Annotated in this window: 14 protein-coding genes; 6 read left to right on the top strand and 8 right to left on the bottom strand. The window is 27.7% G+C overall.

The genetic code is table 11. From position 1 onward, the window contains the following. Window positions 1-15 precede the first annotated feature (15 nt). Both C7380_RS03490 and uvrB read left to right on the top strand, forming a co-directional pair. On the top strand, window positions 16-654 hold the full coding sequence (locus C7380_RS03490; RefSeq protein ID WP_109604097.1) for an HAD family hydrolase: 639 nt from the start codon (window positions 16-18) through the stop codon (window positions 652-654). Between the two features lie 10 nt (window positions 655-664). Continuing rightward, a complete protein-coding gene (uvrB, locus tag C7380_RS03495; RefSeq protein WP_109604098.1) occupies window positions 665-2,632 on the top strand; it encodes an excinuclease ABC subunit UvrB in 1,968 nt (655 codons plus the stop codon). A 47-nt stretch (window positions 2,633-2,679) separates the two neighbouring features. On the opposite strand, the gene C7380_RS03500 is transcribed toward uvrB, so the two are convergent. The 8 genes from C7380_RS03500 to C7380_RS03535 all read right to left on the bottom strand — a co-directional run bounded on the left by C7380_RS03500 (window position 2,680) and on the right by C7380_RS03535 (window position 11,069). After that, window positions 2,680-3,015 (bottom strand): hypothetical protein, encoded by a 336-nt coding sequence (locus C7380_RS03500; RefSeq protein WP_109604099.1) that lies wholly within the window; start codon window positions 3,013-3,015, stop codon window positions 2,680-2,682. A gap of 80 nt (window positions 3,016-3,095) precedes the next feature. After that, complete coding sequence (gene lepA / locus C7380_RS03505) at window positions 3,096-4,916, bottom strand: translation elongation factor 4 (RefSeq protein WP_109604100.1); 1,821 nt, start codon at window positions 4,914-4,916, stop codon at window positions 3,096-3,098. A gap of 79 nt (window positions 4,917-4,995) precedes the next feature. Then, window positions 4,996-6,021 carry a Gfo/Idh/MocA family protein gene (locus C7380_RS03510; RefSeq protein WP_109604101.1) on the bottom strand — a complete coding sequence of 342 codons (1,026 nt, stop codon included), beginning with the start codon at window positions 6,019-6,021 and terminating at the stop codon, window positions 4,996-4,998. 39 nt (window positions 6,022-6,060) lie between these two features. Then, a complete protein-coding gene (locus C7380_RS03515) occupies window positions 6,061-7,026 on the bottom strand; it encodes a sugar phosphate isomerase/epimerase family protein (protein WP_109604102.1) in 966 nt (321 codons plus the stop codon). 5 nt (window positions 7,027-7,031) lie between these two features. Next, window positions 7,032-7,784, bottom strand: a complete 753-nt coding sequence (locus C7380_RS03520; protein ID WP_109604103.1) for a sugar phosphate isomerase/epimerase family protein — start codon at window positions 7,782-7,784, stop codon at window positions 7,032-7,034. Window positions 7,785-7,793: 9 nt separating this feature from the next. After that, on the bottom strand, window positions 7,794-8,879 hold the full coding sequence (locus C7380_RS03525) for a Gfo/Idh/MocA family protein (RefSeq protein ID WP_109604104.1): 1,086 nt from the start codon (window positions 8,877-8,879) through the stop codon (window positions 7,794-7,796). Between the two features lie 5 nt (window positions 8,880-8,884). Further along, a complete protein-coding gene (locus tag C7380_RS03530) occupies window positions 8,885-9,880 on the bottom strand; it encodes a LacI family DNA-binding transcriptional regulator (RefSeq protein WP_109604105.1) in 996 nt (331 codons plus the stop codon). 193 nt (window positions 9,881-10,073) lie between these two features. Next, window positions 10,074-11,069 carry a LacI family DNA-binding transcriptional regulator gene (locus C7380_RS03535; RefSeq protein WP_109604106.1) on the bottom strand — a complete coding sequence of 332 codons (996 nt, stop codon included), beginning with the start codon at window positions 11,067-11,069 and terminating at the stop codon, window positions 10,074-10,076. A 297-nt stretch (window positions 11,070-11,366) separates the two neighbouring features. Between C7380_RS03535 and secG the strand changes: the two genes are divergently transcribed. The 4 genes from secG (at window position 11,367) to C7380_RS03555 (ending at window position 14,963) form a co-directional block, all read left to right on the top strand. Continuing rightward, window positions 11,367-11,603, top strand: coding sequence for a preprotein translocase subunit SecG (gene secG / locus C7380_RS03540; protein ID WP_109604107.1), 237 nt, complete (start codon window positions 11,367-11,369; stop codon window positions 11,601-11,603). A gap of 28 nt (window positions 11,604-11,631) precedes the next feature. Next, entirely contained in the window at window positions 11,632-12,825 is a 1,194-nt protein-coding gene (gene tyrS, locus C7380_RS03545; RefSeq protein WP_109604108.1) for a tyrosine--tRNA ligase, read from the top strand. Between the two features lie 86 nt (window positions 12,826-12,911). Beyond that, entirely contained in the window at window positions 12,912-13,748 is an 837-nt protein-coding gene (locus C7380_RS03550) for an S-layer homology domain-containing protein (protein WP_109604109.1), read from the top strand. A 141-nt stretch (window positions 13,749-13,889) separates the two neighbouring features. Continuing rightward, window positions 13,890-14,963 carry a hypothetical protein gene (locus C7380_RS03555; protein WP_109604110.1) on the top strand — a complete coding sequence of 358 codons (1,074 nt, stop codon included), beginning with the start codon at window positions 13,890-13,892 and terminating at the stop codon, window positions 14,961-14,963. The last annotated feature ends 20 nt before the right edge of the window (window positions 14,964-14,983 follow it).

Here is a 14,983-nt window from a genome sequence, read left to right on the forward strand (position 1 = left end):
TTATGGAGGTTATTTATGTTAAAAGCTATTATATTTGATTTATATGGTACATTAATTGATGCTGAAGGATTGTTTTATGAGGTTTCGAATTTATTATCTAAAAAGACTTCAAAAAATGTTGAATATATTGAAAAAGAAGTTTTAAATCTATATTCTCATTATTTTAAAGATTATTATTTAAAAGAATTTAAACCTGAAAAATACTATTATAAAATGCTTTTCAATGAAATTATAAAAAAATATAATTTAAAAGAAGATGCAAAATATTATATAGACTTTATGTATGAAAGTTTTTCAAAATTACCATATTTTAAAGATATTGATTATTTAAATGAAATAAAAAAGAAAAATATATATGTTAGTATACTTACAAATGCAGATTCTTATTTCGTAAGAAAAAAAATTAATTCATCACAAATATACTATGAAGATCTTATAATATCTGAAGAAGTTGAGTTATATAAACCTGATAAAAGAATATTTGAATTAGCTCTTCAAAGACTTAATTTAAATAAAGAAGAAATAATATTTATAGGTGATAATTTAATTACCGATATAAAAGCAACAAAAGATATAGGTATAAAGTCCTTAAGAATAGATAGAAAAGGAAAAGGAGACATATCTTCTTTATATGAATTGATAAATTACATTTGAGGTGATAACTTTGTATGATTTATATTCTGAATATGAACCGAGAGGAGATCAACCGCTTGCCATTGAACAACTTGTACAAGGATTAAATGATAAAAAAAGATTTCAAACACTTTTAGGGGTTACTGGATCTGGAAAAACTTATACCATGGCTAATGTCATTGCAAAAACAGGTAGACCAGCGTTGATAATGTCACCAAATAAAATACTTGCAGTTCAACTATACCATGAATTCAAAGAATTTTTTCCAAATAACAAAGTCGAATTTTTTGTATCTTATTATGATTATTATCAGCCTGAAGCATATGTTCCCACAAGAGATATATATATTGAAAAAAATGCTGATATAAACGATATTTTAGTTAAAATGAGATTATCTACGTTAAAATCTATATTAACAAGAAAAGACGTAATCGTTGTTTCATCTGTATCAGCAATTTATGCATCTGGAAACCCAAGAGACTTTGCGAATATAAATCTTTATTTAAAAAAAGGTCAAAGATACTTAAGAAGAGACATATTAGAAAAACTTGGTAAAATGCAATACACAAGAAAAGAAGATGATTTTACTGGTGGTACATTTAGATGGAAAGGTGAAACATTAGAAATTTATCCTGTTTATGATGATCATGGAATAAGAATTACTTTTTTTGATGATGAAATAGAAAATATAATATCTTTTGATATTTATAATAGAACACATATTGAAGATTTTGATAAAATAACTATATATCCCGCAAAAGAATTTGTTACGACAGAAGATAAAATTCTTGGAGCAATAAAAGATATAGAAAATGATTTAGATCTTCAAATTCAAAAATTCAAAAAAAATGGTAAATTATTAGAAGCGCAAAGAATAGAGCAAAGAACCAGGCAAGATATAGAATTTCTTGAAACAATGGGATATTGTAAAGGAATAGAAAACTATTCAAGATATTTTGATGGTAGAAAACCAGGAGATTCTCCTTGGACATTATTGAATTACTTTGAAAAAGATTTTTTAACTTTTATAGATGAATCACATATAGCAGTTCCACAAATTGGAGGAATGTATAAAGGAGATTATGCAAGAAAAAAAAATCTTGTTGATTTTGGATTTAGACTTCCTTCTTCTCTTGATAATAGGCCTTTAAGATTTGATGAATTTGCCCAAAGAGTAAATCAAACTATTTTAGTATCGGCTACACCTGGAAGATTTGAAAAAGAAGTTTCTGAACAAGTTGTTGAGCAAATAATAAGACCTACAGGTTTATTAGATCCTGAAGTTATAGTTAGAGCTACAGAAGGTCAAATAGATGATTTTGTTTCTGAAATCAGTAAAATAGTTAAAAGAAATGAAAGAGCTCTTGCAGTTGTATTGACGAAAAAAGATGCTGAAATGTTATCAGATCATTTGAATCTTATGGGAATTAAATCAGAGTATTTACATTCTGAACTCGATACTTTAGAAAGAGCAGAAGTTGTAAAAAAATTAAGAAATGGTGATATAGATGTAGTTGTTGGAGTTAATCTTTTAAGAGAAGGTTTGGATATGCCAGAAGTCTCCCTTGTTGTTATAATGGATGCGGATAGAGAGGGTTTTTTAAGATCAGAAACAACTCTTATACAAACAATAGGTAGGGCTGCAAGAAATGTAAATGGAAAAGTTTTATTATATGCTGATAAAATGACACCAGCTATGAAAATTTCTATAGATGAAACTAATAGAAGAAGAAAAATACAAAAAACATTCAATGAAGAAAACAATATAATACCTACTTCAATAATAAAAAAATTACCTGATGATGTATTTGCGCCTTTTAAAGATAAAATGACTGAAGAAGACTATGTATTTGAAGTTGGTGAAGGTATGAGTCCAGAAGATTATTTAGCAGTTCTTGAAGAAGAAATGTATAAAGCAGCATCTGAATTAAGATATGAAGATGCAGCAAAATATAGAGATGAAATAAATAATGTGAAAAAAAAGTATAGTATAAATTAAAAAACTTACCTTTTTATAAGGTAAGTTTTTCAAAATTTTTAGTTAAATTAACTTCTTTTTGGCTTTATAAATTTATCTGTGTTAAAGAAGAATGTATAAATTCCCCATATGAAAACATATAAAAGGAAAACCGTTATCCAAAGCATCTGTATATCATCCATAATCCCAAAAATAGCAGTACCTCTTATAAAGGTAATTGCCATTGCAAGTATCCATTCTCTGGATAATAAAGCGACTAAAGATGCTAAAAATATTATTGCGGGAATATCAACAACTAAACTAAAAATTAGTAAGCAAGCAATTCCAACAATCCACAGAGAAATTCTGTAAATTAATTTTTTTTGCTTTTTTTTGGCACTTTTTTCTGAAATTGAGTCTGACAAAAACGACACCCCCTAAAAAAGATTATTATTTATCTAATTATACAATAATTTTATTCATTTTACAAATGGATAAACAAAAATTAATTATCTTCATCATTAATTTTAAGTATTGCTAGAAAAGCATCCTGAGGAATAGAAACACTTCCTATTTCACGCATTTTTTTCTTTCCTTCTTTTTGTTTATTCAAAAGCTTCATTTTTCTTGTAATATCTCCACCATAACACTTTGCTAAAACATCTTTTCTTAAAGCTTTTATTGTAGATCTTGCTATTATTTTACCATGTGAATAAGCTTGTATTGGGATCTCAAATTGATGTTTTGGAATTAAATCACTCAATTTGTCAACAATTTTTCTTGAAGTTTCATAAGCTTTACTTTCATGTTCTATAAAAGAAAGAGCGTCTACAGTTTCCTTATTAACAAGTATAGTTATTTTTTCGAGATTAGACTTTCTATAATCTATGTACTCATAGTCCATAGAAGCATAACCTCTTGAAATGGCTTTCATCTTATCAAAATAATCAAATATTAAATCAGCTATAGGAATTTCAAAATGTAAAACAACTCTATCTTTACCAGCATTTGAAACTGATTTAAATTCGCCTCTTTTTTCAACTTGGGAAAGATTCATTAAATTGCCCATATAATCTGGTGGTGTTATTATATCGAGTTTTGCATAAGGTTCATATATTTCATCTATAGAATCATTAGATGGAAATTCTGATGGGTTCGTAACTTCAAGCATTTCACCAGATTTTAATTTAGTTTTATAAACGACACTTGGTGCTGTTAAAATAACGGCTATTTCAAATTCTCTTTGAAGTCTCTCTCTAACTATATCCATATGTAATAAACCTAAAAATCCACATCTAAAACCAAATCCCATAGCTGGTGAATGTTCAGCGGTAAATGTCAAAGCTGCATCGTTTAATTTAAGTTTTTCCAGTGCTTTTCTTAACTCTTCATAATATTTTGGTACCCCTGGATAAAGTCCAGCATAAACCATTGGTTTTGATTCCTTATAACCTGGTAATCTTTTATCTGTAGGATTTGATTGAAGAGTTATTGTATCTCCAACATTTGCTTCTTCAATGTCTTTAATTCCAGCTATAATATAGCCAACTTCTCCAGCTGTTAAATCTTCAGTTTCTTGTAATTCAGGGTGAAATATTCCAACTTCTGAAACTTCATAAGAAGTATCTTTAGCCATTAATTTTATGGTATCACCTTTTTTAATAGAACCGGAAAAAATTCTTGTATATATTATAACCCCTTTGTATTTATCATATTCAGCATCAAATATTAAAGCCTTTAATTTATCATCCGAACTACCTTTACTTACAGGTGAAGGAACAGTTCTTACTATTTTTTCGAGAAGATCATGAACACCTTCTCCTGTTTTAGCACTTAATTTTGATATATCATCTGTATCAATTCCAACTAAATCATTTATTTCAAGAATAGTTTCTTCAGGGTTAGAATTTGGTAGATCTATTTTATTTATAACCCCTATAATTTCAAGGTCATTTTCAAGTGCAAGATAAGTGTTTGTAACAGTTTGAGCTTCTACACCTTGAGACGCATCGACGAGTAAAACAGCACCTTCACAAGCAGCTAAACTCCTGGAGACTTCATAAGTGAAGTCTACATGTCCAGGAGTGTCTATTATATTTATTTCATAAGTATTTCCATCATCAGAATCATAGTAAATTTTTACGGGTTTTGATTTTATTGTTATTCCTCTTTCTCTCTCTAATTCCATACTATCCATAAATTGCTCTTTCATTTTTCTCTCTTCAACAGAATGAGTCATTTCAAGAATTCTATCTACAAGAGTTGTTTTTCCATGATCTATATGAGCAATTATAGAAATATTTCTAATCAACTCAGGGTTATACAAAATTATTACACCTCCATAAAACTTCTTATTTTCAAAGTTTATTATACCAGATTAATTATTAATAAACAAAATGAGGAGGTTAAAAGTGTATTCTTTTATTTGTTTTACCACTTTCATATATTGCACATATCATCTCTTGAGTTTTAAAAGCTTCATTACCATCAATTTCAGGTTTTTCCGAATTTAAAATGTTTTTATAATATTTTGAAATTTGTTTTATATGACTAACACCCCAGTAACCTTTCACATTACCATAATTAAAAGTTTCTGCTGGATTTTTATCTGCAATTAATTCTCTACCATCATTAAATTTTATAATAGCTTTATCTGCTATCATTTTTACTAATCCTTTTTCACAATGAATTTCTATTTCTACTGGAGCATCATATGAATAATAATTTACAGCATGAAAAGAAGTTAATACACCATTTTTATATTTTATAACTCCTTCAGCCGAATCTTCTACTTCTATTATTTCATGAGCTCTATTACTTATATTAGCATCTATATAATCTATTTCACTATTTATAAACCATCTCATCAAATCCATAGTATGAATTGCCTGATCTATAATTACACCGCCACCTTCTTTATCCCAAGTACCTTTCCAATCACTTTTTTGATAATATTCATCAGATCTATCCCAGGTTACTGAAAGTTTCCCAGAAAGGATCTTACCAAGTTCTCCAGATTCAATGGTGTTTTTTATTAATTGAGATCCAGGATTATATCTGTTTTGAAATATAACTCCAAGAGTGATATTATTATTTTTTGCTGAATTTATCATATCATTAGCATCTTTCAAATTTATTGACATCGGTTTTTCAGTCATTATATTTATTTTTTTATTTGCAGCATATATTGCAATTGGAGGATGCATATAATGAGGTGTACATATATGTATTATATCGAGATTTTCTTTTTCTATCATATCTTTATAATCTAAATAATAATTACAATTAAATTCTTTTGCTTTACTTTTAGCTCTGTCCTCTTTAATATCACAAACAGATACTAGTTCGGCACTTTCTATCATTTTAACAGAAACAGCATGCATTGGAAAAATATTTCCACAACCTACAATACCAACTCTTAATTTATTCATATTTATTCCTCCATTTAATATTTAAGAATGTGATGAGCTTTAGGCCCACCACATATCATTAGTTTTTTCAAATACTAAAACTTCTTTTAAAAATGAAATAGCTTTTTTTAAACCTTCATTTCCAGACATAAGGCTATCCTCATGTTCTATACTAAGTGCTCCATCATATCCTATCAATCTTAAAGCACTTACCATATCTTTCCATGTTTGATAATCATGACCATAACCAACAGTTCTAAAAATCCAAGATCTATTTATTTCATCACCATAATGTTTTGTATCTAATACACCATTTACAGAAGTATTTCTTTTATCTATTTTAGTGTCTTTTGCATGAAAATGATAAATAGAACTTCCAAGTTCTTTTATAGCTTCTACAGGATCTATTCCTTGCCAAAATAAATGACTTGGATCAAAATTTGCACCTATTATATCTCCAACTGAATTTCTCAATTTCAACAATGTTTCAGGATTATAAACGCAAAAACCAGGATGCATTTCAAAAGCAATTTTTTTAATACCATGATCTTTAGCAAACTTACTTTCATTTTCCCAATAAGGAATAAGAATATCATTCCATTGAAAATCTAGTATTTTTAAGAAATCTTCTGGCCATGGGCATACAACCCAATTAGGATACATAGAATTTTTAGAATCTCCTGGACAACCAGAAAATCCATTTATAGTATCTACACCAAGTTTTTCAGCTAAAAGTATAGCTTTTTCGAACTCTGTATGAAATTTATTGGCAATTTCTTTTTGAGGATGAACAGGATTTCCATGACAACTAATACCACTTATAGACATTTCATACTTATTTATAGTATCTTTAAATTTTTGTAATTCATTAGAATTATTTAAAAGTAAATCTGGATTTGCATGATTAGTCCCTGGATAACCTCCTGCACCAATTTCAACAGATTGAACACCTAATTTTTTTAAATAATCTAAAGCAGAATCAAGATCTTTACTTCCTAAAACTACTGTAAAAACACCAAGTTTCATATTCTTCACTCCTTTAAAATAGCCATTTTTGAAAGATTCTTTATACTTATAGAAATATTTTTAAGCCCATCTGGTTTAGGATCATCATTTTCCACTATTAACGTTTCAATATCAATATCTTTAGCATATTTTATAATACTTTCAATATCAATAATACCTTCACCTATAGCTTCAAAACTTTTTTTAGAATCATTTTTCATATCTTTTATATGTATTAAAGAACATCTATTTTTATATTTATTCATTAATTTTAATGGATCTACATTAGCTTTATAAACCCAAAACGTATCTATTTCGGCTTTTACTAAATTTTCATCTGTATTTTCATAAATAAAATCAAAAATATATTTTCCATCTATTGTATTAAACTCATGATCATGATTATGATAAAAAAGTTGTAATCCGTTTTCTTTTAATTTTTTCCCAATAAAATTTAGATCTTTACAAAAAGAAGCCCAATCATCTATAGAATCAAATTTTGCCCATGGACATATAATATTTTTATTACCTATTTTTTTATTAAAATCAATCTCATATTTAAGATTATTTTTCAAATTTTCAAATGACACATGAGAGCCAAATGGCTTTAAATTTAATCTTTTTAAATTATCAGAAAGATCTTCTGCACTTAAATCATAATATCCAGCAAATTCAACACCATCATATCCAAGAGAAGAAACTTTTTTAAGGGTACCCAAAAAATCATTTTTATTAAACTCTCTTAATGTATATAATTGTACTGAAATAGGAATGTTCATATAATCACCTCATTTAAAATAAACAGGTTTTCCTGTTTTTGAAGATTCGTATATAGCTTCAAGTATTTGAGTTACAACTAATGCCTCTTCAGGTTTTACAACAGGTTCTTTATCTTCAATAATAGATTCAATCCATTTCTTTGCTTCTAAATCTGCAGGACTATCTTGTGTACCATCATAGAAATCTACACCATCTTCTGTTAAAGCAGGTTTTTCTACATATTGTTTATTATATTTGACACCATTTATTCTGAGGCCATCTCTCATATCTGCACCTGCTTTTGTTCCGCATAAAGTAGTTCTTGCTTCACCAATATCTAAAGTATTTAAAGCCCAACTAGATTCTAAAAATATTGTGGAATTATCTTCCATTATAATATAACCAAAAGCTGAATCTTCAACTGTAAATTTTTCAGTATCCCAATCACCCCAAGCATTGGCTGTTTCCTTTTGATCTTTTAGTTTATAAAAAGTATTTCCAACAACCATTTTAGGTTTATAATTATTCATCATCCATAAAGTTAAATCTAAAGCATGAGTTCCTATATCTATTAAAGGTCCTCCTCCTTGAGCTTCTTCATCTAAAAAAACACCCCATGTTGGAACTGCTCTTCTTCTTATTGCGTGAGCTTTTGCAAAATATATATCTCCAAGTTCATCATTATTACATGCTTTTTTTAAATATAAAGAATCTGGTCTAAACCTATTTTGATAACCAATAGTCAATTTTTTTCCAGTTTCTTCTGCTGCTTTCACCATCTCAATAGCCTGATTATAAGTTTTTGCCATTGGTTTTTCACACATAACATGCTTATCATTTTTTAAAGCAAAAACAGTAATTTCTGAATGAGATATATTAGGAGTACAAACATGTATTACTTCTATATCCTTTTCATTAATGATTAGATCTTTATAGTTTTCATAAACTTTAGCATCTTCAGTGCCATATTTTTTGCAGGCTTTTTCAGCTCTTTCAGGTATAATATCACAAAATGCTTTTATTTTAACATTTGATAACTTAGATAATGATGGAAGATGTTTCTGATTGGCAATTCCACCACAACCTATTATTCCTACATTTACAATTCTTGCCATTGAAATCACTCCTTTTTGGTTGACTCTCTTATCAATAATTGATGGTTAAGAACAACATTTTTTATAATATTTTTTTTGTTTTTTATTATTTCTATAATTAATTCCATAGCTTTATTACCCAATTCATATCTTGGTTGAGAAACAGTGCTTAAAATGGGATCATACATAGATGAAATACTTAGATTATCAAAACCTATTATAGAAATATCATCTGGCACATTAAAATTAAAACTCTTCAAAGCTTTAATGGCACCAATTGCAATAATATCTGAGACAGTAAACAAAGCATCTGGAACTTTTTTTTCATCAACAAAACTTTTTATGGCATTTATTCCACCTTTAAATCCATAACTCTCGTATCTTATTAAAGACTCATCGATTTGTATATTATTTTCATACAAAGCTCTTCTATAACCTTTTTCCCTATCTTTAGAAGATTGATGAGGCTTTTTAGAGTTAATTAAACCTATTTTCTTATGACCATTTTTTATCAAATATTCAACGGCTTCAAAAGCTGCTTTTTCATTATCTATTGAAACTCTACTTATCTGTGAATTTTCAAGATATTCACAACATTGAATTAATGGATAGTTTTTTCCGATTGTATTCATAGTATATATATCAATTTCTGGAGCCATAAATATAACACCATCAACTAATTTATTTTTTAATAAATCAAGATATTTTTTTTCTCTTTCAATATTAGAATCAGTATTACAAAACATGACATTATAATTATTCTTATGGCCATAATCTTCCATACCTTTTATAACTTTTGAATAAAATGGATTAGAAATATTTTGTAATAAAACAAGAATCATTTTAGTTTCAGACCTTCTTAAATTTCTACCCAAAAGATTAGGTTCATAATTTAATTCTTTTACAGCGTTTATTACATTTAATCTTGTTTTTGCAGAAACTTTTGGGCTATTATTCAAGACCCTTGATACCGTTGCAACAGATACACCAGCTAAATTTGCCACATCTTGTATTTTACTCATTAATATTATCAACTCCTGTAATGTAATGGATTACATTATTTGAAAAATAAAAAAGAAAAATCATGTAATGGATTACATTTCTATTTTAATTTTTTATGAATAAAAAAACAAACATATTTATAAGTTATTATGATTAAATATTGCAGATTATATATCTAAAAATAAAAAATCCTTCGAAAATGAAGGATTTTAATTAGGTTTCTCTTATAATCAATTTTGTTTTTAATTTAATATTTTTTATATCTTCATTTCCTTCAATATAAGAAAAATAAAGATTTGTAGCTTCTTTAGCCATCTTTTCAAAAGGTTGTCTTATTGTGGTTAATCCAGTGACTTTACTAAAAGGAAGATCATCGACTGAAATCATGTTATAGTCTTCATCAGGTGTATATATATTTTGATCAAAAAAAGCTTTCAATCCAAAAGCAATCTTATCAGCAGTTGAAAATATTAGATTATGCTTTTTCTTTGAAGCTATTCTCTTAGCAAGTTTAAATCCGCTATCCCAATTTAAATCAGTATATATTATATTAGGCTTTTTACCATTTTTCTCAAGAGTTTCTACAAATCCTCTATCTCTATTTTCAAATACGGTTGAAGTGAATTCATCTTGTACTTCTTTATATGAGATTAAAAAGAAGTCAGAATCATCTTTTTGTTTTTGTAATAAATATTTAGCTGCATTTACTCCCACTTCAAAATTATCTATATGAACAGAATCAAATCTTTCATCAAAAGAATCGATTAAAACTATTTTTTTATTTGGAGGATTATCTTTAAATATTTTATTTATACATAATGAGGCTATAAAAACTCCATCAGTTTGATATATTAAATCTGTTTTTTGTTTGATTTTTTGCAAAGATAAATTATCCATAAGTGGAAAGACTATCATTCTATAACCTTTTTTCGAAAGCTCTTTTTCAAGTGCCGAATAAATGGTGGCATAAACTTCGTTTCCTATACTTGGTACAACCAAAGATACAGAATTACCTTTTTTAGATGATAAAGAACGTGCATGTAAATTTGGAGAGTATCCTAAATCTTCAACTATTTGAAGAACTCTTTTACGGGTTTTTTCACTTACTTTCTCAGAATTATTTAAAACTCTTGAAACTGTAGCTATACCAACATTAGCTTTTTTAGCAACATCTTTTATAGTTGGATAAGAATTATAATTTATAGACATTTAAATGCTCCTCCTGTAATACTATAATGAAATCGTTTCCTGTACCAATATTCATTTTATAATTTAATTTAATAATTATCTAATTCATTTATAATCAATTATAAATAAAAACTATTAAATATTTATGATTATAATATAAAATTGTTTAATTAATTTAAATATAAAATGAAAAATAATCTGTTATAATTAAACCAATTAGAGTTTATTACGTTTATAAACTCAATAAAACTTGAAAATAAAGATGCATTATTGTATAATTTATTTTGAAATATATACAATATAAGGAGGAGTAATTATATGAGTGCTTTAGCAATTATAATGGTTATTGTACATGTTATTTTAGCAGTAGGTGTAATATTTTTCTCATTGCAAAGAATGCAAAAAAATGCTGAATTAGGTGGAGCTTTTGGTGGTGGAGCATCTCAAGCACATTTTGGAAGAGAAAAAGGACTTGACACTTCAGCTAAATGGGCTTTATGGTTAGGAATATTCTTTATGTTATCATGTTTTTTGACAACTATGGTATTAGTATAAGATGTTGAATTGATTGGAGGATATATACGTGTTAAGCGTTGAAGAACAATTAGAATTAATTAAAAGAAATACTATAGACTTTATATCAGATGAAGAAATGCTTGAAAAATTAAAATCAGGAAAACAATTAAGAATTAAATTAGGAGTAGATCCTTCAAGACCGGATCTACATCTTGGTCATGCCGTAGTGCTTAGAAAATTGAAACTTTTCCAAGAATTAGGTCATAAAGTAGTTTTAATAATTGGAGATTTTACAGCGAGAATAGGAGATCCTTCAGGAAGATCTAAAACCAGACCAATGTTAACTAAAGAAGAAGTAATTGAGAATGCAAAAACATATACGGAACAGGTTTTTATGTTACTGGATAAAGAAAAGACTGAAGTTAGATTCAATGGTGAATGGTTTGATAAGATGAACTTTGAAGATGTTTTAAAACTTGCTTCTAAACTTACAGTTGCAAGGATGCTTGAAAGAGATGACTTCAATAAAAGATATAAAGAGAATCAACCAATAAGTATATCTGAATTTTTATATCCTTTAGCTCAAGGTCATGATTCTATAATGATAGATGCCGATGTTGAGATGGGAGGTTCTGATCAGTTATTCAACCTTTTAATGGGTAGAAGATTACTTGAAGAAGCTGGCAAAAAACCACAAATAGTTATGACTATGCCTTTAATTGAAGGTACAGATGGACATTTAAAAATGAGTAAATCTTATGATAATTATATAGGATTTACAGACACTCCAAAAGATATGTTTGGTAAGATAATGTCTATACCTGATACATTGATAATTAAATATATGAAATATTTAACAAATACAGATCCAGAACAAATAAAAAAATATGAAGATCAGATGGAAAAAAATGAAGTAAATCCAAGAGATATTAAAATGTTTTTGGGAATAGAAATAATAAAGATGTTTCATTCTGAAGAAGTTGCAAATGATGCAAAAGAACAATTCATAAAAGTTTTTCAAAAAAATGATATACCAGATGATATAGAAGATTTAGAAACAGTACCCGAAATAAATATAGTAGATTTAGTTGAAAATTCAAAAGTTTTATCATCCAAGTCTGAGATAAAAAGATTAATAAAACAGGGTGGAGTAAAAATAGATGATGAAAAAGTAGATGATTTCAAACAGGAATTAGTTTTAAAAGGCGGAGAAATTTTAAGAATAGGTAAAAGAAATTTCTTTAAAATAAAAATTAAGTGAAGTTTCTGTCTTTGAAAAAAGTCGAAAATGTAGTATAATAAAATGGATATAAAATATTAAACACTTTATAAAAGGGGGTAAAACAAATGAAAAAAACATTAGCTGTATTAGTAGCATTATTAGTTGTTGTTGCAGCGTTTGCAGGAGGATTCAAAGACGTTAAAGAGGATCACTGGGCATATGATTATGTTACAAATCTTGTAGATAAGGGAGTTATACCTGTAGATCAGGATACTTTCAATGGTTTTGAATCTTTGACAAGATCTGAAGCATCAGTATGGTTTACAAGAGCTATTATGTACTTAGAAAATTCACCTATGATTGCTAAATACGAAGATATAGATAGAATGGAAAAAGTCGTTAAAGAATTGTCAGGAAAAATTGGTGATTATGATGAGTATAAAGCAAGAACTACAAGAGCTATATTAAAATTAAAATATGATGCTTTTGATAAAATCGATGAAACAAATTCAAATATCTCTTCTTTAGAAGATAAAGTTGCACAACTTGAAGAATCAGTAAATGGAAGAGAAAAACTTTTATCAGATGTTAGCGCTTCTTATGATAATGTAAAAAAATCAGCTTTCAGAGCAAAAAATATGGGTGATTCATTATCAGAAGATATGTTGTATTTGATGGATGAAACAGATAGAGCTAATGCAATGGCTAAAGCAAATGCAGAAAAAATATCTACATTAGAGTCAAAAGTTGATGAAAATTCAATGTTCTTAGAAGCACTTCCAGCAGTAACATTGAGAACAGCAGAAAATAAAGATAAAATAGAAGCTTTAACTGAAAAAGTTAATGCACAAGATGAAAGAATAAAGTCTGTTGAAGGTAATAACAACATTTTATTATGGGTTGTTGCTTTAGCAGGTGTAGGTCTAGGCGTTGCAGGAATTTTCATGCCAGTAGCAAAATAATTTTGTAAAATCTGTTAAAATAACTATTAAATCTGGATTTTTACATAATTTACTATTGACAATTTATTGGTACATCTGATATAATTAGTTGAGTAAGCTCAAACCAAAAAAAATTAAACTTATTAAAGGGGGTTTGGTTTAATGAAAAAAGTATTAGCTTTTTTAATGGTAGCAGTATTAGCATTAGCAGCATTTGCTAGTAGCACACCTGAATGGAAAATCTCAGGTAAAGGACATTTTGATTTCAAATATCAAGAAGAATTAAGTATGGAAGATACATTTGGTATCGACAGTGGATGGGCAAAAGGATTAGGTTTTTCAGTTGCAAAAGATGGAGAAAAAACAGGTTGGAAAGTAACAATAGCTTCTGAATCATTGAATGATTTTGGAAAACTTGAAGGTACAGATTTCTATGCTTATCATAAAGCTAATTTTTCAGATACATTATCTTTAAAATTGACTTATGGTAAACATAAAGTTGTAGAATCAAGAGTTGGAATGTCAGCAGCTTTAACAAGTAAAATGAATGACTTAGAATTTGTTGTAACTCCTGCTATGTATGTTACAGATGAAACAACACCTACAATAGGAATGGATTTAAAAGCTACAGCTAATTATATGGAAAAAGCAATATATGCTGAATTTAAAGCAAAAGCTTTAACAGAAGGCGCAACAAATATGGTTCTTGAAGCAAAATTAAATTCAAACGTAGATAAATTAGTTTCTATGCCTGTAACATTATTTGTTGAAGGTTATTATAAAACAGAAAGCAACTTTGCTACAAACACATTAAAAGCAAAAGCTAACATAGGATATGCTTTTGATGGTGCTGATAGAAAAGTTGACTTCAAAAATGAAGTTATATTAAACATGGAAAAAGATGTAGATACAAAAACAACATATAAACCAGAACTTAATTTAAATTATGATACATTAACATTCAATAACAAATTTGAAATGGTTATGCAAAAAGATGTAGATACATTATTAACATATAAACCGGAAGTATCTTATAAATTCATGGAAGACTACAAGGTTGGGGTAGATGCAGTTGTTCCTGTATTACTTGAAAAAGATGCAAAAGCAGTTTATGAAATTAAACCATATGTAGAAGCTGACTATGAATTATTAACATACAAACTTTATTCAGAATTTAAAGTTAATGAAGAAGATGCAAAACCATTATTTGGTTTCAAAGTATCTTTTGAAATGTAATAATTTAATATAATATACCC

It is taken from the genome of Oceanotoga teriensis, assembly GCF_003148465.1.
GTDB lineage: Bacteria > Thermotogota > Thermotogae > Petrotogales > Petrotogaceae > Oceanotoga > Oceanotoga teriensis.

Coding starts and splice junctions, on each gene's coding strand:
- C7380_RS03555 (WP_109604110.1), top strand. CDS start 13,890: ATGAAAAAAGTATTAGCTTTTTTAATGGTAGCAGTATTAGCATTAGCA.
- C7380_RS03510 (WP_109604101.1), bottom strand. CDS start 6,021: ATGAATAAATTAAGAGTTGGTATTGTAGGTTGTGGAAATATTTTTCCA.
- C7380_RS03525 (WP_109604104.1), bottom strand. CDS start 8,879: ATGGCAAGAATTGTAAATGTAGGAATAATAGGTTGTGGTGGAATTGCC.
- C7380_RS03535 (WP_109604106.1), bottom strand. CDS start 11,069: ATGTCTATAAATTATAATTCTTATCCAACTATAAAAGATGTTGCTAAA.
- C7380_RS03490 (WP_109604097.1), top strand. CDS start 16: ATGTTAAAAGCTATTATATTTGATTTATATGGTACATTAATTGATGCT.
- secG (WP_109604107.1), top strand. CDS start 11,367: ATGAGTGCTTTAGCAATTATAATGGTTATTGTACATGTTATTTTAGCA.
- C7380_RS03515 (WP_109604102.1), bottom strand. CDS start 7,026: ATGAAACTTGGTGTTTTTACAGTAGTTTTAGGAAGTAAAGATCTTGAT.
- C7380_RS03530 (WP_109604105.1), bottom strand. CDS start 9,880: ATGAGTAAAATACAAGATGTGGCAAATTTAGCTGGTGTATCTGTTGCA.
- C7380_RS03520 (WP_109604103.1), bottom strand. CDS start 7,784: ATGAACATTCCTATTTCAGTACAATTATATACATTAAGAGAGTTTAAT.
- C7380_RS03550 (WP_109604109.1), top strand. CDS start 12,912: ATGAAAAAAACATTAGCTGTATTAGTAGCATTATTAGTTGTTGTTGCA.